The 20224-nt window shown below is 65.2% G+C and carries 19 protein-coding genes; 5 read left to right on the forward strand and 14 right to left on the reverse strand.

Translation table 11 applies throughout. The features are described from left to right. Positions 1 to 356: 356 nt before the first annotated feature. Positions 357 to 2714, reverse strand: coding sequence for a TonB-dependent receptor (locus tag AWB81_RS32710; RefSeq protein WP_062641381.1), 2358 nt, complete (start codon positions 2712 to 2714; stop codon positions 357 to 359). Between the two features lie 166 nt (positions 2715 to 2880). Here AWB81_RS32710 and AWB81_RS32715 point away from each other — a divergent pair, with 166 nt between their 5' ends. Next, positions 2881 to 3921, forward strand: a complete 1041-nt coding sequence (locus AWB81_RS32715) for a histidine kinase (RefSeq protein ID WP_062641420.1) — start codon at positions 2881 to 2883, stop codon at positions 3919 to 3921. On the opposite strand, the gene AWB81_RS32720 is transcribed toward AWB81_RS32715, so the two are convergent. From AWB81_RS32720 to AWB81_RS32765, 10 genes are all read right to left on the reverse strand, one after another. Further along, entirely contained in the window at positions 3846 to 4553 is a 708-nt protein-coding gene (locus AWB81_RS32720; protein ID WP_062641383.1) for a response regulator, read from the reverse strand. The genes AWB81_RS32715 and AWB81_RS32720 overlap by 76 nt on opposite strands. Next, positions 4550 to 5737, reverse strand: a complete 1188-nt coding sequence (pqqE, locus tag AWB81_RS32725) for a pyrroloquinoline quinone biosynthesis protein PqqE (RefSeq protein WP_062641385.1) — start codon at positions 5735 to 5737, stop codon at positions 4550 to 4552. The genes AWB81_RS32720 and pqqE overlap by 4 nt, the downstream gene beginning before the upstream one ends. 4 nt (positions 5738 to 5741) lie before the next feature. Then, on the reverse strand, positions 5742 to 6005 hold the full coding sequence (gene pqqD / locus AWB81_RS32730; protein ID WP_062641387.1) for a pyrroloquinoline quinone biosynthesis peptide chaperone PqqD: 264 nt from the start codon (positions 6003 to 6005) through the stop codon (positions 5742 to 5744). Continuing rightward, positions 6002 to 6703, reverse strand: coding sequence for a pyrroloquinoline-quinone synthase PqqC (gene pqqC / locus AWB81_RS32735; RefSeq protein ID WP_096032076.1), 702 nt, complete (start codon positions 6701 to 6703; stop codon positions 6002 to 6004). The genes pqqD and pqqC overlap by 4 nt, the downstream gene beginning before the upstream one ends. A 20-nt stretch (positions 6704 to 6723) precedes the next feature. Continuing rightward, positions 6724 to 7644, reverse strand: a complete 921-nt coding sequence (pqqB, locus tag AWB81_RS32740; protein WP_062641392.1) for a pyrroloquinoline quinone biosynthesis protein PqqB — start codon at positions 7642 to 7644, stop codon at positions 6724 to 6726. A gap of 188 nt (positions 7645 to 7832) precedes the next feature. Continuing rightward, positions 7833 to 8411, reverse strand: coding sequence for a cytochrome b (locus AWB81_RS32745; RefSeq protein WP_062641394.1), 579 nt, complete (start codon positions 8409 to 8411; stop codon positions 7833 to 7835). 99 nt (positions 8412 to 8510) lie between these two features. Continuing rightward, the gene (locus tag AWB81_RS32750) at positions 8511 to 9326 is read right to left on the reverse strand and encodes a formylmethanofuran dehydrogenase subunit C (protein ID WP_062641401.1); all 816 of its coding nucleotides are present in this window, start codon (positions 9324 to 9326) and stop codon (positions 8511 to 8513) included. Beyond that, the gene (gene fhcD / locus AWB81_RS32755) at positions 9323 to 10264 is read right to left on the reverse strand and encodes a formylmethanofuran--tetrahydromethanopterin N-formyltransferase (RefSeq protein ID WP_062641402.1); all 942 of its coding nucleotides are present in this window, start codon (positions 10262 to 10264) and stop codon (positions 9323 to 9325) included. The genes AWB81_RS32750 and fhcD overlap by 4 nt, the downstream gene beginning before the upstream one ends. Before the next feature lie 5 nt (positions 10265 to 10269). Then, complete coding sequence (locus tag AWB81_RS32760) at positions 10270 to 11958, reverse strand: formylmethanofuran dehydrogenase subunit A (protein ID WP_062641403.1); 1689 nt, start codon at positions 11956 to 11958, stop codon at positions 10270 to 10272. Then, positions 11955 to 13340, reverse strand: a complete 1386-nt coding sequence (locus AWB81_RS32765) for a molybdopterin-binding domain-containing protein (RefSeq protein WP_062641404.1) — start codon at positions 13338 to 13340, stop codon at positions 11955 to 11957. Before AWB81_RS32765 ends, AWB81_RS32760 begins: the two co-directional genes overlap by 4 nt. A gap of 292 nt (positions 13341 to 13632) precedes the next feature. On the opposite strand from AWB81_RS32765, the gene AWB81_RS32770 reads away from it, so the two are divergent. The 3 genes from AWB81_RS32770 to AWB81_RS32780 all read left to right on the forward strand — a co-directional run bounded on the left by AWB81_RS32770 (position 13633) and on the right by AWB81_RS32780 (position 16571). Further along, positions 13633 to 14679: an ATP-grasp domain-containing protein gene (locus AWB81_RS32770; protein WP_062641407.1), complete on the forward strand. Its 1047-nt coding sequence runs from the start codon at positions 13633 to 13635 to the stop codon at positions 14677 to 14679. Continuing rightward, complete coding sequence (locus tag AWB81_RS32775; RefSeq protein WP_062641409.1) at positions 14676 to 15800, forward strand: hydantoinase/oxoprolinase family protein; 1125 nt, start codon at positions 14676 to 14678, stop codon at positions 15798 to 15800. Before AWB81_RS32770 ends, AWB81_RS32775 begins: the two co-directional genes overlap by 4 nt. 180 nt (positions 15801 to 15980) lie before the next feature. Further along, positions 15981 to 16571 (forward strand): amino acid kinase family protein, encoded by a 591-nt coding sequence (locus tag AWB81_RS32780; RefSeq protein WP_062641411.1) that lies wholly within the window; start codon positions 15981 to 15983, stop codon positions 16569 to 16571. A 19-nt stretch (positions 16572 to 16590) separates the two neighbouring features. Here AWB81_RS32780 and AWB81_RS32785 read toward each other — a convergent pair whose 3' ends face one another. From AWB81_RS32785 to pqqA, 3 genes are all read right to left on the reverse strand, one after another. Next, a complete protein-coding gene (locus AWB81_RS32785) occupies positions 16591 to 17298 on the reverse strand; it encodes a (5-formylfuran-3-yl)methyl phosphate synthase (RefSeq protein ID WP_062641414.1) in 708 nt (235 codons plus the stop codon). Positions 17299 to 17309: 11 nt separating this feature from the next. Beyond that, complete coding sequence (locus AWB81_RS32790) at positions 17310 to 17900, reverse strand: DUF447 domain-containing protein (protein WP_062641416.1); 591 nt, start codon at positions 17898 to 17900, stop codon at positions 17310 to 17312. Positions 17901 to 18000: 100 nt separating this feature from the next. Then, a complete protein-coding gene (gene pqqA / locus AWB81_RS48410; RefSeq protein WP_008354335.1) occupies positions 18001 to 18075 on the reverse strand; it encodes a pyrroloquinoline quinone precursor peptide PqqA in 75 nt (24 codons plus the stop codon). A gap of 337 nt (positions 18076 to 18412) precedes the next feature. Here pqqA and AWB81_RS32800 point away from each other — a divergent pair, with 337 nt between their 5' ends. Continuing rightward, a complete protein-coding gene (locus AWB81_RS32800; RefSeq protein WP_062641418.1) occupies positions 18413 to 19903 on the forward strand; it encodes a ribulose-bisphosphate carboxylase large subunit in 1491 nt (496 codons plus the stop codon). Positions 19904 to 20224 lie beyond the last annotated feature (321 nt).

Genomic DNA, 20224 nt, shown 5'->3' on the forward strand with positions numbered 1-20224 from the left:
CCGCGAACCTCAACCGCGCGACGAATGTACCTTTCGTCCAGCGAAGCGAAAACGGATGAATGACTGCTGTGCCAACTTGTTCACTGTGCGATGTCACGGTGCGTGCCGCGCGCCAAGCCCCTGAAGTTCTTCGAGGGCGACACTTAGGCGGCATGTCCACTCAGTACTTCAAAGGCGTTGCCGTCCTAAGACTGCTGCTTGAAAAGCTGCTTTCTTTGCTTACTTTCTTTGCAGCAGCAAAGAAAGTAAGTCCCGCCCCGGACAGGGGCAGAGCAAATAGACCACTAAGAAATCAAGTTCCATAGAAGCGAAGACAACCCCAGACGGTGTTCAACCACGCGCCGCCCAGCAACAATTCACTTCCATGCATACCGCATCCCCACCCAGGCCCCTCTCGGTGCACCGAGCCCGAGGAACTGTTCATTGACCGGCTCCGCCCCATTGAACGTATGATTCGGTCCATTAAAGAAGTTCTCTCCAAGAATCCCGAACGTCGAATATTTTTTGTTGAGCAGATTCTTGACGGTAGCAAACACCTGCAACTGCTTCGTGACGTTGTACGTCGTATCGAGGTCGATCAGGAAATACCCCGAAATCGTGCCGTTCACATCCTGATTGTTCTCGTCGCCGCGAGCAAAAATGCTGCCCCGATAACTCAGGTTCGTGCCGATGTTCCACTTCGGCGTCGCCGCATAATCAAGCCTCACCTTCACCGTGTTCGCCGGAATGCCCGGAATGCGGTCGCCCGAATGCACCGTGATATTGCCGTCGGCATCCGCGCTCGAGTTGCTCCCGCTGCTCTCCGTCCACGTCGACCGATACGTGGCGTTCACATAGCTGTAGCTCGCCGCAATGCCGACCGGCCCATACTGCGTGCGCCCCGCAAGTTCCAGCCCCTGCCGCCGCGTCTTGCCGACGTTCTGGAAAAAGCCCAGCGTGCTCGCCGCGCCTTCGCTGCTCACGAACTGGATGTCGTCCGTGAGATTCGTGCTGTAGATGGCCGCGCTCCACGTCGTCGCGTTGCCGAGGCGCCCGCGTGCCCCCACTTCGAACGTCTTCGAGATCACCGGCTTTAGTTCCGGATCGGCGATGAAATCGTTCGGCAACGAACAGGGCGCCGCCGGGTCCGCGCACGCAAGCTCGATCGCCGTCGGCGAGCGCATGCCTTCGTTATACGTTGCGTAAGCCGTGAACGCAGGCGTCGGGTTCCAGTTGAATCCGATCGCGGGATTGAAGCGCGAGAACGTATGGTTCCCGTCGAGCAATGGTTGCACGCCGCTCTCGTCGCCGATCACCGCCTTCGACCAGTTGTAGCGCCCCGCGAGCGTCATCGACCACTGCTCGTTGAACGAGAACGTATTCTCGAAGTAGATGCCCCAGTTCTGATTGCGCGTCTTCGCATCGGTCTGCGGATTAAAGCCGCCGATGCCCACGGTCGCGCGCGTGTCGGTGAAGAACGCATCCTGCGACGCCTGCGTGAAGTGCGAATTCGCGAAGTCGCCGGCCGCGCCGAGAACCAGCTGGTTGTCGCGCCCGAAGAGCTTGTTGAGCAGCGTGAGCTGCAGGCTGCCGCCATAACTGTCGGTGACGATCACCGACTGGTCGTTCGTCGCCTGAAGCTCGTCGATGTCGCCGTCGTCCTCGACAGTGCCGAAGTCGTCGTTGACGTTGCTGCTCGTGTTCTTGTTGCGATAGTGGCGGTAGTACAGGTTGCCGGAAAGCTGGACGTTCGGGCTGAAGTAGTGATCGCCGGAAAGCGTCAGGTAGCCGACCTGGTTCTCGTTCGTGTCGGGGTACGTGTACGCCTGCTTGCGGTTGTCGAGGAACGATTTCGGGATCGTCTGGCTGCCGTCGAGCGTGTTGTCCGCGGCGCCCATCGAAAGCGAAATCGTGGTGTCGGCGTCGGTGTAGCGCAGCTTGCCGAATGCCTGGCGCAGCTTGCTCGCGTTGTGTTCCGCCCAGCCGTTATCGTTCGTGACGTTGGCGGTGAAGTAGTAGTCGAGGTTGCTGCCGATCACGCCACCTTGTTCGATCTGCGCGGTCTTGCGCCCGAACGAGCCGAAGCTCGCTTCGGCATTGCCGCCCGGATTGCTGCGGCCGTTCTTGGTCGTCACGACGACGGCGCCGCCCAGCGTGTTCAGGCCGAAGGTCGGATTCGATCCCGGCACGATCTGGATCATGTTGATCGCGGCCTGCGGAATCAGGTCCCAGTTGACCACGTCGCCGAACGGCTCGTTCACGCGCACGCCATCCAGAAACACCGAAATCCCTTGTGGCGTGCCGAGCAGCGGCGATGCCGTGAAGCCGCGATAGTTGATGTCGGTCTGCGAGCCGTTACCCTGCGCGTCGTTGATGTCGACGCTCACGACGTTGGCCGCGAAGTAATCGGAGATGGTCTGCGGATGCTGGGCCTCGATGTCGCGTCCGCGGATCGTCTGCACGTTCGCGGGCACTTTTTCGAGCGGCGTGCCGACTCCAAGCAGAGGCGTCGTGCCGATCACGACGATCGACGGTAGCGCCTCTGCCTGCACCGGTGCGGGGGCGGCTTCCGATGCCGCGGCGGGCGCGGAGGCCGCGGACGCTGCGGACGGCGCTTCGGCCTGTGCCCAGACGCCGACGGTGATACTCGCGAGTGCGCCCCCGAAGCAGAGCCGCAACGTGGCTCGGGGTTTGAACGGATGCGCTTGCCATGTCTTGCGCGTCATGCTCTTCATCGTCGTCTCCGAACTCTTGTTTTATGGGCTTGAGCCTTTGCTGTAAGCGTCGCATAAGATTTCGCCAGTGCCCCGGGAAGTTCTCCCGATCGCGCTGGGAAACGTTCCCAAACGAAGCTGCACGTACCCGAGAGAGGCGAGGCCCATGCGTACAATGCCTTCCGTGATGCCACCCGACCCCCTGCCGTTGCCCGCGAAACTCGCCGCGCCTCGCTCGATGGTGCGGCGCGATCTCGCGTTCGTCGTCGCGCTCACCGCGGTTGCGGGCGCGCTCTTCTCCATCTTCGATTTCAGCGAGCTCGCGTATCACTGGACACGCAGCGCCGAGCGCTTCCAGCTCGATGAGCTGCCTGGCACGCTCGTCGTGCTCGCAAGCGGTTGCGCGTGGTTAGCGTGGCGGCGATATCGCGAGTCGCAGCAGGAACTGGGACGCCGCCGGGCGCTGGAGGAAGAGGCCGAGCGGCTCCTCGCCGACAACCGGCGTCTCGCGATGCAGGGGCTCAATGCGCAGGAGACCGAGCGGCGGCATCTGGCGCGCGAACTGCACGACGAACTCGGCCAGTATCTGAATGCCATCTCGCTCGATGCCGGGCGCATCCGCGATTTGTCGGCGGAACGCGAGCCCGAGATTCACCGGCTGTCGCTCGCGCTGATGCAGAGTGCGAATCACGTGTACCGCGAGATCGGCGGAATGATCCGGCGCCTTCGGCCGATCGGCCTCGACGAATTCGGCCTGCCGACCGCTATCGAGCATTGCGTCGAAAGCTGGCGCGAGCGGCTGCCTCACGCGAGCTTCACGCTCGCCGTCGACGGCGATTTTTCCGGGCTCTCCGATGCGCTCAACATCACGCTGTACCGGCTGGTGCAGGAGGGATTGACCAACGTGTCGAAGTTCGCGCGCGATTCGCGCGTCGAGATCTATCTCGTGCGCGCGCCGGGCGGTGATGCGACTTCGGGCACGGGCGAGATCGTGGTCACGATGGCGGACGACGGTCCCGGCATGGACCTCGCGAAGCCGCGTCGCGGCCTGGGATTGATCGGCATGCGCGAGCGCGTCGAAGCGCTCGGCGGGGAATTCCACATCGCGAGCCAGCCCGGCGACGGCTTTCTCTTCTGCGCTCGCGTGTCAGCTCACGCAGGCGTGCCGGAGCCGAGCGGACCGAGCGAGCCGAACGAGGGCGCGTTGCCGGCGAATTCGGAGAGGTGAAGCCCGAGGCGGCTCGCCATTTGCGCGAGCTGCACGCCGTTGTCGGCGCCGAATTTCTGGCGGATCGTCGACTGATGGTTCGCCACCGTCTTCTGGCTCAGCCCGAGTTTCTCCGCAATGCTCGGCAGCGTATAGCCCTGTACAAGCAGACGCAGCACTTCGAACTCGCGTGCCGAGAGTTGTCGCCCGGGCGGCCCTTCCTGGAACGTCGTGCGCAATGCGAGCGCCTGCGACACATCCGCGCTCAGATAGCAGACGCGCCTGGCGACTGCGCGCACGGCTTCAACCAGCACATCGGGCGCGCTCGCCTTCGTCACATAGCCGCGCGCGCCGGCATCGAGCGCGCGGCGCACGAAGATCGCTTCCTCGTGGACGCTGAAGATGAGCACGTGCGCATCCGGCTCGCGCGCGAGCATGCGCCGCATCGCTTCGATACCGCTCGCGCCCGGCAACGCGAGATCCATCACGACAACATCCGGCCGAAGCGCGCAGAAGCGCTGATACGCTTCGGACGCGTTGCCGGCCTCGCCCGCGACGCGCACGTCGGGGCTCAGTTCGAGCAGACGCCGGTAGCCTTCGCGCACGACCGCGTGATCGTCGACCAGCAGGACGGAGATGTCGGCGGTGATCATGTTCGCGCTCCCTTGGGCGGATCGTCGGGTGCGGCGCTTTTCGACGTGAAGCGCCGCGAATTGGCATCGTTGCGAAAGATGACCGGTTGCTCGTTCGGCTCGCGCGCGGCTGCGGCGCGCACGACCTTGACGACGCTCTCGTGATGCGGTGACTTGTCGCAAACCGGGTCGGCGTTGGCCGGGTCTTGCGTGAGCAGATACGCCTGACAGCGGCAGCCGCCCAGATCGATGGTCTTCTCTTCGCAACTGCGGCACGGCTCCTTCATCCAGTCGAAGCCGCGAAAGCGGTTGAACGCATCGCTCTCGTACCAGATCTCGCGCAGAGGCAGGTCCTTCACGTTCGGGAACGTCAAACCCGGCAGCGAGCGCGCGGTGTGGCATGGCAATGCGGCGCCATCGGGCGCGACACCGAGGAACACCGAACCCCAGCCGTTCATGCAGCGCTTGGGGCGCCGCTCGAAGTAATCGGGCACGACGAAGAAAATCTTGCACCGGTCGCCGATCTCCCGGCGATAGCGCTCGACCACCGCTTCCGCTTCCTTCAGTTGCTCGGCGGTCGGCATCAGTTGCGCGCGGTTCGTGTGCGCCCAGCCGTAGTACTGCGTGTTAGCCAGTTCGAGATACTCGGCGCCCATCGCGAGCGCCATGTCGATGATCTTGTCGACGTGCGGCAGGTTGTAGCGATGCAGCACGCAATTGAGGACCATCGGAAAGTCGTGCGCCTTGATCGCCTGCGCGACGCGGTTCTTCAGGTCGAACGTGCGCGTGCTGGAGAGGAAGTCATTGAGCTCCTGCGTCGAGTCCTGGAACGACAACTGGATGTGATCGAGTCCCGCATCCTTGAGCGCGTCGAGCCGCTTGTCGGTCAGCCCGATGCCCGACGTGATCAGGTTCGTATAGAACCCGAGGCCGCGCGCAACGCCTACGAGTTCTTCCAGATCGTCGCGCATGAGTGGCTCGCCGCCCGAGAAGCCCAGTTGCGCCGCGCCGAGCGCGCGCGCCTCGCGCAGCACGTCGATCCATTGCTGCGTCGTGAGTTCGTTGCTGTGGTCCGCGTAGTTCACGGGGTTGTAGCAGAACACGCAATGCAGCGGGCAGCGGTAGGTCAGTTCGGCGAGCAGCCACAGCGGCGGCGCAATTGCCGCCGGCTTTGCTTCGGTCATCGGTTGCGAGAGATCGGTCATGCTCTTACTCCAGCCAGCCGCGCGATTGCGCGCCGGCGACGAACGCGCGCACGTCGGCATCAAGCCCGGTCGTGTTGAACGCCTGTTCGAGATCGGCGACGAGCGCGGGCAGGTCGCGGGTGCCGTCGCAGCGCAGAAGGATCTGCGCTGCGCTCTGGTTCAGCTTCACCATGCCTTCCGGGTAGAGCAGGACGTGCGCGTCCTGCGCCGGTTCCCACTGCAGGCGGAACAGCTTCTTTAGCTTCGGGCGATGCGCTTCGTCGTTCATTGCGGGAACGCCTTTTCGATGGAATCGAGCATGGTCCAGAGGATGTCGAGCTTGAACTGCAGGATTTCGAGCGCACGCTCCTGCTGTTCGCGCCGCGTGAAATGATCGAGCGTCACTTCGAGTCCATGTTCGACATCGCGCTGCGCGAGCGAGATGCGCGAGCGGAAGTAGGCGAGGCCGACCGGCTCGATCCACGGATAGTGCTCGGGCCAGGTCGCGAGCCGGTCCTTGTGGATTTGCGGCGCGAACATCTCCGTGAGCGACGAACACACCGCTTCCTGCCACGGCGCACGGCGCGCGAAGTTCACGTAGGCATCGACGGCGAAGCGCACGCCCGGCGTCACGTGTTCGAGCGACCAGAGTTCGTCACGCGTGAGACCGACCGCATCGCCGAGCCGCGCCCAGGCTTCGATGCCGCCCTCGTTGTCGCCATAGCCGTCGTGATCGAGAATGCGCAGCACCCAGCGGCGACGCGTCTCGCGATCGGGGCAGTTCGAGATGACGGCGCCATCCTTCAGCGGAATGTTGATCTGATAGTAGAAGCGGTTCGCGACCCAGCCGCGGATCTGTTCGCGCGAACAGCCGCCGCTATTCATCTTCACATTGAACGGATGATGAATGTGGTACGCCGTGCCTTTAGCGCGCAATTGCGCTTCGAATTCCTCGCGGGTCCAGGCGGCTTGTGTCTCTTTCTGCATCGATGATTCTCCGTGCCTGTTCATAATTCGAACGTCATGCCGTCGCTCGCGACCTCGATGCCGTGTTCGGCGAGGATGCGCCGTTCGGGGCCGTCCTCGACGAGTATCGGGTTCGTGTTGTTGATATGGATGAGCACTTTGCGCGCGCCCGGTCGGTCGATCGAATCGAGCACTTCGATCATGCCGCCCGCGCCCGATTGCGCGAGGTGTCCCATGTCCGCGCCCGTCTTCTTGGACAGACCGAGGCGGATCATTTCGTCGTCGGTCCAGAGCGTGCCGTCGACGAGGATCAGGTCCGCGTTCGACATTGCCTCGTACACGTGCGGCTCGATGGCGCCGAGGCCGGGCGCATAGAAGACGCGTTTGTTCGAGACGGTATCGGTGAAGATGAGGCCGATGTTGTCGCCGCGTTCGGGCGCTTCGCGATGCGGCGAGTAGGGCGGGGCCTTGCTCGTGAGCGGCAGGGCGTCGATGCGCACGTTTGGCAGCGCCGGCACCGAGAGCGCTTCCTTGTCGAGCGCGATGCGATGGCGTTCGACGCCGCAGTAATGCGAGAGGATCGACGTGATGGGGAAGCCGGTCGAGAGGTCTTGCCACACGGGATCGGTCACGTAGAGCGGCAGCGGCGTGTCGCGTTCGCGCAGCATCAGGAGGCCGGTGACGTGATCGATTTGCGCGTCGATTGCCAGAACGGCGGCGATGCCCGAATCGCGCGGGCGGCGCGCGGGTTGCAGTTCAGGGTTCGCGGCGATCTGCGCGAGGATGTCGGGGGAGGCGTTCACGAGTAGCCAGTCGTGGCCGGTTTCGCTGATCGCGATGGAGGATTGCGTGTGCGGAGTCGCCCGCAGCGTGCGTTTGCGCACGCCGTCGCAGTTGCGGCAGTTGCAGTTCCACTGCGGGAAGCCGCCGCCGGCGGATGAGCCGAGCACTTTGATCTTCATTCAGACATGTCCTTGGTTTGGGTTGGGTTTAACGCCGTTTGATGCGCTTGTGCTCCCATGGAACTTGCCTTCTTATCGGTCTATTAGCCCTGCCCCGGACAGGGGCAGGGCTAATAGACCACAAAGAATGGAAGTTCCATAGAAGCCCGGAAACATCAAACGGTGTCCAAAAAGCGCCAGCAAAAAAATCACGTCCACATGCGCCGCAAGAGCCCATCACGATCGATCACCTGGTGTTTCATAGCCCCAGCAAAATGCAACAGAATCAGCGCGATCATCACCCATGCAATCACGCCGTGTGCGGTAAAGAAAGCCTCCCGCAAATGCGGATCGTCGCGTCCCCATTGCGGCAGCGACAACCCCCAGAACTTCGTCCCGTACTTGTTGAAGGACGATCCCAGATACCCGGTCAACGGCATCGCGACCATGCCGACATATAAAAGAGCCTGCGTGGTGCTCGCGGCGGCGCGTTGCCACGCTCCCATCGGCGGCAGAGGCGGACGACCGTAAGCCATGCGTACCATGATGCGGATCAGCACCAGCAGGAAAACCGTCATCCCCAACGACTTGTGGAAGTTGATTACCGTCGACTTGAACGGCAGTCCCTTCGGCAAGCCCACCATATACAGTCCGATGCCAAGCATCGCAATGATGCAAAGCGCGATCAGCCAGTGCAGCACGACAAGCGGCCGGGCAAAGCGCTGCACGTGAGCGCCCGCCCGTTTATCCGTTTCGCGCGTCGCACCGGGCGATTGCGCAGTGTCCATATCGAGACTCCTCGTCGAATGCCGCAGATTTCGCCAGCGCTCGCGCGCACGCTCTCATCCTCATCTGACGCTCGTTCCATTCTTATCGCGTGAGAACGATTACGCGATCAGCAATTCCCCTCGTCCGTCCACCGCCAGGTCGCCGGCATGACGCCGCGGCGGCACGCGCGGATCGAGCGCGGAAAACGGCGCGATCTCCCGCGCAAGCGACCGCACGAACAGTGACCAGAAGACCTGGAAGCCGTGGCCGCCTTCGGTAAAGGTCGGCGGCAGGCGCCCGGGATCGCGCATCAGCAGGAGTGTGCCGCGCCGCATGCCATAGCCGTAGTGTGCGCCGACGCGCCCCGCGATGCAGACCGTCCCCGCGATAAGGCGCGACGCCGCAAAATCGCCCGCGTCCCCGCCGACCAGCACGAGCCCGCGACGCATCCGGTCCGCAAGACGGGCGCCAGCGTTGCCGTGGATCGTAAGCGTGCCGCCCGTCATGCCTTCCATGTCGCCCGGGAGCGCGCCGGCGGCGAAGTCGCCCGCGCGGCCGGTGACGGTCAGCCGTCCGCCGCTCATCTCGCAGCCTGCGAAACGCCCCGCGTCGCCCGCGATCCGCAACTCGCCGCCCGTCATGCGCAAGCCCGCGTAGTCGCCCGCCGCGCCGTTCACCGCGAGTCGCCCCTCGCTCATGTTCGCGCCGAGCCGGTCGATCCGGCGCGCATCGCCTTCGATGACGAGCGCCGGCGCCTCGCCATCCTCGCGCGCAACGTCGAACAGGTCGCCGAGCGCGAGAGCCTCATTGCCCGCACGCAGTTCGATCCGCGCGATTTCGTCGACCGAAAGCGCCGACAACGCCGCAGGCTGTAAATTCGACCCGTCGATGCGCGTGTCCAGTGTAGTTTTTACGCTCAGCGTGATCGTGCTCATCCGCGCGCTCCGCCGATGCCCGCAGCGAGTTCGCGCAGGCGAAAGTGGTAAGGCCCGAGCTTGCCGCCGTAATTGCCCGCCGAGATGCGCAGCACGCCCTTTGCACGTCCGAGTTCGCACGCGGCCGACATGCCCGCCGTCATCGCGGCGCCGACATCGGCATCCGTCAATCCGTCGATCACGATTTCCAGCACGCACGCGACGTCCGGCGTGAGTTCGCTCTTGCGTGACAGGCCGATCAGCGTCGGACAGAACGCGTCATTGGTCGAGGCGGTCGCGCCTGCGTACTTCGAACCGATCTTCGATCCCGAGCGCACGACGCCACCCGGAAACGGCGTGATGACGTTCGGCAGCCGGTGCATCGCGGCCACGGCGGCTTCGGCAGCGGCGAGCGCCGAGTCGATGTCGCGCGCGAGAAAAAGCAGGTTGCCGCCGCCGACCGCCTTCACCGTAACCGTGCTTTCTTCGCAGACGAACTCGCCGTCCATCACCGGCACGCGCCAGTAACGCGTCCCGTCGAGCATCTTCGAGATCTGCCAGCCGTCGCCGAAAAAACGCAGGCCGCTGCCGAGCGGCGCGTTGTCGGAGAGCGGCGCGCGGCTCGTCGCCGGGTCGATGCCGCTGTAGACCGCGGTCGTCGGACAGGTGAGCACGCACTGGCCGACGCGCCGTCCGATCTGCTTCGCCAGTTCCTTCGACGACACCGCGAACATCAGCACCGAAATGCCCGGCCGGCCGTCGGGCGTCTCGCTCGCGGCGAGGTCGCGTTCGATACCCGCCTCGCAGCCGCAGTCGATCACTGAGGTCGCGAAGCCCGTGAGCGACAGCGCTGCGTTGCGCGCCCACGCCGGCGTATGCGCGGTGATGACGAGGCGTGTCGCCTTCATCGGGAAGGCTTCCGCGAAGGTGTCGTCGATGAGCGTGTCGTTGATTTGCATGGCGCTCACGCGTGGTCGAAACACGCAACCGGCAACAGGCGCCCGCCTCGGCAGCAGGCGCAGATTTCGTCGTCGCTGATGGCGGCGTGCGCGAAGTTGCCCGAGAGGTTTACTTCACTGAACGCGCGCAGGGTCTTCTCGATGCCGCGGTCGAACTCGGGCGAAACGAAGTGGATGCCGCCCGTGGGCGCGGCGACCAGCGTGCCGTCCTCCGCGACGAGTTGCCCGTCCTTGAACACATAGGCCGGCGACGTGAACATGCGCTCGCGATCCGGCTCGTCGCGATAGACGGCGATATCAGCCGCCGCGCCCGCGCCGAGATGGCCGCGATCCTTCAACCCGAGCAGGCGCGCCGGTCCCGCGCGCGTAATGACCGCGATCTCGTACAGCGAGAACTCGCGCTTGAGGTCCGGCAGCGCGCTCGCAACCTTCGCTTCCGGATGCAAACGGTCGAGCTGTTCGTCGCGGAAAGACTTGTCCATCAGAAGGCGGATCAGATGCGGATAGCTCGTGAACGGGCCGCCGTTCGGATGGTCGGTCGTCATGGAAACGCGCCACGGGTCGTCGACGAGCAGGAAAATCTCCAGTCCGATGATCCATTGCAGCGCGTTCACGTAGCTCTGTTCGCGATAGCGGAACGGCACGATGCCGCAGCCCGCGTCGCATTCGATATCGCCGACGATCCACTTGCGCGGGTTCGCGAGCGGCGCGTTCCTGAACTGCATCATAGTGTCGCCGGATGCGGTGACCGTCTGCCCGAAGATGATCTGGCCGACGTCGATCGAGACATTCGGCCGCGCGTTCACAGCCTCCGCGATGGCGCGCGCGCCCGACGAAAACTTGCGCGGGCCTTCCGTGCCGTAGCTGTGGAACTGGATGTGCGTGAGGTGGATCGGCAGGCCGTCGGCGGCGTCCATCGTCGCGATCGTCGAGTCGATGTTGCCCGGCACGCCGAGGTTGCTCGCGTGGACGTGCAGCGGATGCGGCACGCGCAGTTCGGTCAGCGCGCGCGTGAGCGTGGCGAGCACCTCGCGTGGCGTGATGCCGTAGTGGACGTGCCCTTCGTCCACGTTCAGCGAGCGCTGATTGAACTTGAACGCCGAGATGCCGCCCGGATTCACCACCTTCACGCCGAGCGCCTTGCTCGCGTGGATCGTCCAGCCGATGTAGTCGCGCAGTCGCTCGAAGTCGTCGCGCGCGGCGAGCATCTGCAGGAACAGCTCGTCGTTGCCCATCATCACGTAGGCGCCGTGATCGATGATCGGCGTGTCGCCCATTTCGAGGTGCGTGTGGCGCGCGTTGGACGGCATCATCGCGGGCTCGAAGGCGGCCGTGTAGCCCATCTCGGCGTAGCGGTAGCCGGTCGCGAGCGTGCCCGGCGTGCAGACGCCGCATGACGGCAAGCGCAGATACTTGCCGTCCGGATCCGGCGCGGTAAAGGGCGCGGCGTCGGCGCGATGGTCTTCGGGCAGCAAAAGGCGCGAGAGGTTCGTCTTCCCGCCGCCGATATGCGAATGCAGGTCGATGCCGCCCGCCATCACGACCATGCCGGAAGCATCGTAATCGTGATCGACGGGTGCATTGGCGGCGCCATCGACGATCCGTCCGTCGCGGAAGTACACGTCGCGGCGCTCGCCGTTCACGCCGTTCGCGGGATCGTAGACGACGCCTCCCCGAAGCCGCGCGAGGCTCATGGACGGCTCCTTTGCGCGAGCTGTTGCGCGATGTCGGCGACGGTCGGCAGCGATGCACCGCGCGCGGCCTGAAGCGGCGCGACGACCGTCGCGTCGATGCGAAAGAGATGTCCGCCGCTGTCGATGCCAGGCGTTGCCACCGGAATGAAGACCGTGGGCGCGCTGCGCTTGCCGAGCGCATCGGCGAGCGCCGGATGCCCGAGCACGACGGCGGGCACGTCGTCCGCGAGCGACGCGGGCAGCGGCTCCGGACCGAAGCTCGCGATCCACAGGAGCGCATCGGCTTCGCCATCGGCGAGCAACGCTTCCGTGCGATAGCGATAAGGATCGTGATCGAGCGGCGCGGTCATCGAGACGTGCGTGCGCAGCGGAAAGCCCGACAGCCACGTGATCGCCTGGTTGACGGAGAGCGCGCCGTCGTCGCCGCCGAGCGCGAGGCCGCCAGCGCGCGTCGTGCGATTCACAGCCTTCACGATGCGGTTGAGCGCTTCGATCAGAAGCGCCGCGTGCGGCTGCGGCAACGCAGCGGGCTCGTAGACGAACACCGTATAGCGCGCGGCGGCAACCCGGTCGGCGAGCGCGGACAAGTCGCGCTCCGCGATGCCGCGTCCTTCGAGCAGCGCCGACCATTGCGCGAGCAGGTCGAACGGATCGGCGTCCGGGAGGATCGAATCGGTGCTGATATGGGGCAGCGCGGCCACGGCCGGATCGACGGGACACGCGATGAAACTCACCGTCACCTCGCGTTCGATTCCGCCCAACGCGCGCTCGTAGAAGCGCGGATAACGCAGCGCGGGTTCGCAGGCGAACACGACCATGAGATCGGCGCGCGATCTTACTTCGGACAGCGTCGTGAAGAACGAGCCGCGATCCTGCAGCGCGAGCGTCGAAGCGGCGAGCGCGTCGCCGTGCAGATGGTCGAGCACCGCGCCCGCGTGGGCCGCGAGTTCATACAGTGCGCGGGCGCCGGCTACGTCGGTCGCGAGGCCGCCGAAGAGCGGCCGGCGTGCGCGCGACAGGATCTCCCCGGCGCGAGCGAGCGCCGACTCGGGATCGGTGGCCACGCCGTCGATCGTCGGCGTGCACGAGGCATCTGCGGCGCCGAAGCGCGCAATCGAGCGCGCAAGACGCGGGCAGTCGGTGTTCGATGCGGCGAGGCTGTCGTCGCCGCGCAAGTCTAACGAGATGTCGTCGCATAGCAGCGGGCAAAACGGGCAGGTCCAGTCGCCTGTGGCCGCGCGTTTGGCCGCGTTGGCGGCCGGGTCGGACTGCGCAGGCGACGATGAAGGTGACGGCGCAGGCGCGACGTGGGCGCCCGGCTGGCCGGCACTCGAAGTATTGGGAGACGGATCGTGCATGGCGCCCCTTTGAGCAAGGTCCATGCCGGTTTTGCATGGCGCGCCCGCGCTGCGCTTGCGTGCCCCCGGTGCTTCGACGCCCGGGATCGATGCATGCCGCGTCCTTCGACCGGACCGCGAGCGGACAATCGCATTGGCCGAACATAATGTGCGTCCTTCTGGAACACAGTGTCACCCGGCGAACACTTACAGCAACAGCGCCTTGCAGACGGATGACAGCAGGCCGATGCCTATGACGCGCCGCACCACATGGCACGGATATTGTGTGAGCCGTTCACAATCGACAACCGGCATCACCTGCGACGGGTCTCTCATTTTGACCAAAATCTTTGTTTTCGAATATCTGACGGGCGGCGGCATCGACCCGCAAGTCGCGGGCGCTGGCAGCCTCGCGGATCTGAGTGCGCTGATCGTCGAGGGCCGCGTGATGCGCGATGCGCTCGTCGCCGATCTGCGCGAAGTGGAGGGCGTGCAGGTTTCGTACGCGAGTTCGCGCTTCGAATCGGCCGGCGCGGACGCGGGCGCGGTGCGCCACGTCGCCGAGCCCGGCGAGCCGATGACGCGCTTCGTCGCGCGCATCGCGCGCGAGCACGACTACGCGTGGATCGTCGCGCCGGAATGCGACGGCCTGTTGCTGCGGCTCTACGATGCGGTCGGCGCGTCGCGCTGGCTCGGCTGCTCGAAGGAGTCGATTCGCGTGACATCGAGCAAGAGCGCGACGGCGGCGTGCCTGGCTGCGCGCGGCATCGTCACGACGCCCGCGCTCGAACCGTATGCGGCTACGGCTGTCGACGGCGGCAAGTGGGTCGTCAAGCCCGACGACGGCGCCGGCGGCCTCGACACCTATGTTTTCGACGATCTCGGCCACGCCGTTGCGGAATACGAGGCACGCGCGGAGGCGGGCCGCAATCCGGTGCTCCAGCAATGGATTGACGGCGAGCCGCTCAGCCTGTCGCTCCTGTGCGGCGAGCGCGGAGCGACGCTTCTGTCGATCAACCGCCAGCGCATCGGCTTGCCCGACGCCGCCGCCGAGGGCCGCAACGAACGCGTCGTCGAGTTCAGCGGCGTGGACATCGACCGCATCGACCGGCGCGGCGTGCAGGGACGCACGCTCGACGCGCTCGCACAGCGCGTCGTCGCGGCGCTGCCGGGATTGCGGGGCTTCGCCGGCATCGACCTCGTGTGGCATCGCGAGCGCGGCCCGGTCGTGATCGAAGTGAACCCGCGCCTGACGGTCGCATACGCGGGACAGTCGCGGGTCCAGAAGCACAACCTCGCGCGCGACTTGCTCGCGGCGCACGGCGTCGCCGGCTTCGAGGCCGACGCGCAACCGCGCTTTCGCGCGTTCGGAGGGCTCTCGTGAACGCCTCGGACGCACCGGTCTTCGGCTGGGACGTCGGCGGCGCGCATGTCAAGGTGTCGATGGCGAGCCGCGCGGGCATCCTCGCCGATGTCGCGCAATGGGCGTGTCCGCTGTGGCAGGGGCTCGCGCATCTGGAACGCGCGATCGATGCCGTGTTCGAGCGCTGGCCCGCCGCGGGCGATGCCGCCGCGCGCCACGCGGTCACGATGACGGGCGAAATGGTCGATCTCTTCGCGAACCGCGCCGAAGGCGTGCGCGTGCTCGCGAGCGTGCTCGCTCTGCGGCTCGGGCCGCGCACGCTGTTCTACGCGGGCGCGGCGGGCTGGCTCGCGCGTTCCGCATGTGCGGACGGCTGGCGCAAGGTGGCGTCGGCGAACTGGCACGCGAGCGCGCAATGGGTCGCGACCCGCGTTTCCGATGCGCTCTTCATCGACATCGGCAGCACGACGACGGACATCGTGCCGATCGTCGGCGGCCAGGTCGCGGCGCGCGGCTCGACCGATGCCGAGCGGCTCGTCGCGGGCGAACTGGTGTATCAGGGCGTGGTGCGCACGCCGCTCTGCGGGATCGCGCATCGCATCGCGTTTCGCGGCGAGACGACGAGCGTGATGAACGAATGGTTCGCGACGAGCGCAGATATCTATCGTCTGACGGACGAACTGTGGCCGCCGCACGACCAGCATCCGAGCGCCGACAACGGCCCGAAGACGAAGCCCGCGAGCCGTGCGCGCATGGCCCGCATGATCGGCCGCGATGCCGCCGATGGGAGCGACGCCGACTGGCGCCGTTTCGCCGACGAGTGGCGCCGCGAGCAGATGCGCGCGATCGAGGCGAGCCTCGCGCGCGTGTGCTCGGCGCATCCGGAACTGGCGGCGGCACCGATCGTCGGGGCGGGATGCGGGCGTTTTCTGGCAGCGGCGCTGGCGCGGCAGGACGCGCGCAGCTACGTCGACTTTGCGATGCTGGCGGGCGCTGCCCGAGGCGCCGCGGGCGAAACCGCCGAGCTCGGCGAATGGGCCGCGACGTGTGCGCCGAGCGTGGCCGTCGGATTGCTGGCAGCTTTGGCGACCTCGAAGGAAGAGCCGCGCGCGGGCAGAGAGGGAGAATCGAAGGCGGCGTGAAAACGGGAACGTTTCCCGGTGCAGATGGCCGTGCGCGCAGCGGAAAAGGCGTACGCGACGGCTGCGGGGAAACGACAATCGGGAAACGACGGCGGACGGCGACGGACAGGGTGCGCGAACCATCGGATGGCACGACGGGCGCGGCATCGAAGCAGTCACGACAAAGCGAGGACACACGTCATGTGGGTGGTGAAAATCGGGGGAAGCCTGAGTCACGACCCGGCGCTGCGCGAATGGCTCACGCAGCTTTGGGAAGTAGGAGGCGGGCGCGTCGTGATCGTGCCGGGCGGCGCCGATTTCGCGGACGCCGTTCGCCAGTACCAGCTCGACTGGCGGGTCGACGATCTCGTCGCGCACAACATGTGTTTGCTCGCGATGGCGCAGTACGCGATCCTGATGCAGGGCATCCTTCCGGAACTCGTGCTGGCGTCGAGCGAAGAACGGATCCGCAGCGCACTGCGCGACGGCCGCGTCGCGGTGTGGGTGCCGACCGGCCTGATGCGCATCGCGCCGGATACGACCACCAACTGGGACACCACGTCCGACAGTCTCGCGGCGATTCTCTCGACGTCGCTCAACGCCGAGCGTCTGATGGTCGTGAAGTCATGCCCCGTCGATGCGAGCGCGCCGCTCGAAACGCTTGCGGCGAGCGGCGTCGTGGACGCGCGTTTCGTCGGCCATGTGAAGGACGCGAACTACGTCGTCGAGATGTTCAACAAGGGTGACCTGGCGGTCATGCGCGACCGCCTGCTGAACGTGCCGGTGGTCTGAAGCGGCGGCTGGCACCGCCTTACGCGACGCCCGCCGCCTGCTCCGCGTGATGCAGCGCGTCGGCCAGTTGCGCGACGCGCTTCGGATCGAGCCTTCCCGCGCGTCCTTCCGCTTCGTCGCAGAGCGCCGTCCGGAAGCCCGCGATATCCGGCCCGAGCGCGCGAATCTGCGCGAGCTGCGCCATGCCGAGCGATCCCGCCACGCACGTCATCGATCCGCGCGCACCGGCCGCGCACAGGCAGCGCGAGAGCGTCGGCCCATCGACACAATCGAAGAGCGTGCGGCCGTCCTTGCTCGCCGTGTCGAAGACGATGCCCGCAAAGCCGAGGCCTCCCGCGAACGCCGCGAGTTCTTCGTCCGCGCCGTCGTCCGAGAGCAGCACCGGCACGACCGAGGCGGGCAGGCTCGCGAGCAGCGTGAGACAGCGTGCCGCATCCGGCCCCGGCGTCACGCCGACCTTCACGTAGTCCACGCCCGCATTGCTCACGTCGATCACGCGCGCGGCGATTTCGTCGAAGGCGCCGGTCGGCAGGTCGCCGATGGTCGCGCTGATCGGCTTCACCGGATAGTGCGAGCGCAGATCGCGCACGATGCGCGCGATCTCGTCGACGGCCACGCCGCCGAGCGAGCCCGCGCCCGGTTCCTTCAGATCGATCAGTGCGGCGCCGGCATGCGCGGCGTCCAGCGCTTCAGCGGACGAGCGCACGCTCGCGAGCAAGGCGGTCATGGGTATCTCCGTTACTGCTGGTGGGATGAAGTGCTGATGCCTGAGTTCGAGCTTCGATGTCGCGCGACCGCTTCCTTCAGCCAGTTCCACGCGATGCGCTCTGCGTCGCCGGCGGTCTTGTCGATGGCAATCTGAAGATAGGCCATCTCGCTGTCCACCTTGTCGGCGGGAAGCATGAAAAGCCGGCTCACGAGAATTGCGCCTTCCACGACGGCGTTCTGCGCGCGATTGAAGCCGGCAAACGGGGCGTGCGTCTCGCGATGCACGCACTTCATTCTCAGCACGGGACGCTCGTCGTCGTCGCGCACTTCGTCGAGGCGCAGTTCCATGTGCGCAAGCGATCCGTCGAGCCTCACGCTTTCGACGCGGCTCGCGGGCAACGTCGGCCAGTCGCGCTGCACGCCCGTCACGCAGCCCGCGAAGACGCGCACGTCGGTCGTGAGATTGATCACGGCAGCGCGCGTGGCGAGGACATTGTCGAGCGTCGTCGAGGGACGGAAAGGCGCGAGGATCGCGATGTCGTCCTCGAAGCGCACGCCCATCGGCGCAATGTGAGGCCGGCCATCGCGCGCCGCGGTCGTGACGATCGTTTCGAAGATCATGGCGGGGAACGCTGGTCGTAACGGCAGGCTTTGAGCCGGCAGGTTGGACTACGGATGAAACGATCCCGCACGAGAGCCGCTCATCGCGGCCAGTGCGGGATTAACGGGTGGCGATATACATCGTGATTTCAAAACCAAAACGCATATCGGTGAAGCTAGGGGTAGTCCATTGCATACACGTTCCTCCTCGTTGGTGGTTCAACCGATGCCTTTGCGCTTCGTCGATTGCTCGCCGGAACGCGCGGGCGACGTTCACTACGCAAGCCCCATGCCAATTCGACGGCGAGTGATGGCGAATGGAACGGGCGCACGTTTTCGACGATGACTGTCGCGGAAACGCAGCAAAGTGTTCCATTCGCATCATAGGCAATAACCCGCGGTAAAAGGATCGTTTAAGGCCGCACAAGAAATTCGTGAATTCCCTTCGAGAGAGGCCGCGCCTACTCTGCAGTCTCAGCAGGCAGAAGCAGGTTCGGCCGGCCAACCACCGCCAACACTCTCGAGGAACCGCAATGAACGACTTCAGCAAAGCCGCCGTCGAGGCGGTCCGCAATCCGCAGGATCCGCGTTCGCGCTATGCGGCAGGTGTCATGAAGTATCGCGAGATGGGCTACTGGCAGCCCGACTACACGCCGAAGGACACCGACGTCATCGCGCTCTTTCGCATCACGCCGCAGCCGGGCGTCGAGCCGGAGGAAGCGGCGGCAGCGGTGGCGGGCGAATCGTCGACGGCGACGTGGACCGTCGTCTGGACCGACCGGCTTACCGCCTGCGACATGTATCGCGCGAAGGCGTATCGCGTGGAGCCGGTGCCCGCGTCGGCGACGGGCGAGCCGCAGTTCTTCGCGTACATCGCTTATGAACTCGATCTCTTCGAGGAAGGCTCGGTTGCCAACCTGACGGCATCGATCATCGGCAACGTGTTCGGGTTCAAGCCGTTGAAGGCGTTGCGGCTGGAGGACATGCGCATACCGGTTGCATACTTGAAGACGTTTCAGGGCCCGCCGACGGGGATCATCGTCGAGCGCGAACGGCTCGACAAGTACGGACGGCCGCTGCTTGGAGCGACGGTCAAGCCGAAGCTCGGTCTTTCGGGAAAGAACTACGGACGGGTGGTGTACGAGGGATTGAAGGGCGGCCTCGACTTTCTGAAGGACGACGAGAACATCAACTCGCAGGCGTTCATGCACTGGCGCGACCGGTATCTCTTTTCGATGGAGGCGGTGAACCGCGCGCAGGCCGAGACTGGCGAAGTGAAGGGTCACTATCTGAACGTGACGGCTGGCACGATGGAGGACATGTACGAACGCGCCGAGTTCGCGAAGGAACTGGGCTCGTGCATCGTGATGATCGACCTCGTGATCGGCTGGACGGCGATCCAGTCGATGTCGAAGTGGGCGCGCAGGAACGACATGATCCTGCATCTGCATCGTGCGGGGCACGGCACTTATACGCGGCAGCGTAACCATGGCATTTCGTTTCGTGTGATCGCGAAGTGGCTGCGCATGGCGGGCGTCGATCATGCACATGCGGGTACCGCCGTTGGCAAGCTGGAAGGCGATCCGCTTTCGGTGCAGGGCTACTACAACGTGTGCCGCGAGGCGCGCAACGATGTTGATCTGTCGCGCGGACTTTTCTTCGATCAGCCGTGGGCCGGACTGCGCAAGGTGATGCCGGTGGCATCGGGCGGCATTCATGCGGGGCAAATGCATCAGCTGATCGACCTCTTTGGCGACGACTGCATCCTGCAGTTCGGCGGCGGAACGATCGGGCATCCAGGCGGGATTCAGGCCGGTGCAGTGGCCAACCGCGTTGCCCTTGAGGCCATCGTCAAGGCGCGTAACGAAGGACGCGATATCGCTCGGGAGGGCCCCGAGTTGCTCGAGGCCGCCGCGCGGTGGTGCTCGCCGCTCAAGCAGGCGCTCGATACCTGGCGCGATGTGACCTTCAACTATGCGTCTACCGACACGCCGGACTTTGCTGTTACTCCTACAGCGGTCTAGGTCGCTGGCGCTTTTTTTTACACCGGTTTGATGTTTGCTGCGCTTTCATGGAACTTGATTTCTTAGTGGTCTATTAGCTCTGCCGCTGTCCGGGGCGGGACTTACTTTCTTTGCTGCTGCAAAGAAAGTAAGCAAAGAAAGCAGCTTTTTTAGGCAGCAGTCACCGCACGTCAACGCACTAGCAATACCGAGTGGCGCAGCGCCTAAGTGTCGCCCTCAAAAGACCGAGGGGCTTGGTGCGCGGCACGCACTGTGTCATCGCGCAGTGAACGAGTTGGCACAGCAGTCATTCATCCGTTTTCGCTTCGCTGGACGAGAGGT

It is taken from the genome of Caballeronia arationis (genome assembly GCF_001544975.2).
GTDB lineage: Bacteria > Pseudomonadota > Gammaproteobacteria > Burkholderiales > Burkholderiaceae > Caballeronia > Caballeronia arationis.

Coding starts and splice junctions, on each gene's coding strand:
- AWB81_RS32710 (WP_062641381.1), bottom strand. CDS start 2,714: ATGAAGAGCATGACGCGCAAGACATGGCAAGCGCATCCGTTCAAACCC.
- AWB81_RS32715 (WP_062641420.1), top strand. CDS start 2,881: ATGCCACCCGACCCCCTGCCGTTGCCCGCGAAACTCGCCGCGCCTCGC.
- AWB81_RS32720 (WP_062641383.1), bottom strand. CDS start 4,553: ATGATCACCGCCGACATCTCCGTCCTGCTGGTCGACGATCACGCGGTC.
- pqqE (WP_062641385.1), bottom strand. CDS start 5,737: ATGACCGATCTCTCGCAACCGATGACCGAAGCAAAGCCGGCGGCAATT.
- pqqD (WP_062641387.1), bottom strand. CDS start 6,005: ATGAACGACGAAGCGCATCGCCCGAAGCTAAAGAAGCTGTTCCGCCTG.
- pqqC (WP_096032076.1), bottom strand. CDS start 6,703: ATGCAGAAAGAGACACAAGCCGCCTGGACCCGCGAGGAATTCGAAGCG.
- pqqB (WP_062641392.1), bottom strand. CDS start 7,644: ATGAAGATCAAAGTGCTCGGCTCATCCGCCGGCGGCGGCTTCCCGCAG.
- AWB81_RS32745 (WP_062641394.1), bottom strand. CDS start 8,411: ATGGACACTGCGCAATCGCCCGGTGCGACGCGCGAAACGGATAAACGG.
- AWB81_RS32750 (WP_062641401.1), bottom strand. CDS start 9,326: ATGAGCACGATCACGCTGAGCGTAAAAACTACACTGGACACGCGCATC.
- fhcD (WP_062641402.1), bottom strand. CDS start 10,264: ATGCAAATCAACGACACGCTCATCGACGACACCTTCGCGGAAGCCTTC.
- AWB81_RS32760 (WP_062641403.1), bottom strand. CDS start 11,958: ATGAGCCTCGCGCGGCTTCGGGGAGGCGTCGTCTACGATCCCGCGAAC.
- AWB81_RS32765 (WP_062641404.1), bottom strand. CDS start 13,340: ATGGACCTTGCTCAAAGGGGCGCCATGCACGATCCGTCTCCCAATACT.
- AWB81_RS32780 (WP_062641411.1), top strand. CDS start 15,981: ATGTGGGTGGTGAAAATCGGGGGAAGCCTGAGTCACGACCCGGCGCTG.
- AWB81_RS32785 (WP_062641414.1), bottom strand. CDS start 17,298: ATGACCGCCTTGCTCGCGAGCGTGCGCTCGTCCGCTGAAGCGCTGGAC.
- AWB81_RS32790 (WP_062641416.1), bottom strand. CDS start 17,900: ATGATCTTCGAAACGATCGTCACGACCGCGGCGCGCGATGGCCGGCCT.
- AWB81_RS32800 (WP_062641418.1), top strand. CDS start 18,413: ATGAACGACTTCAGCAAAGCCGCCGTCGAGGCGGTCCGCAATCCGCAG.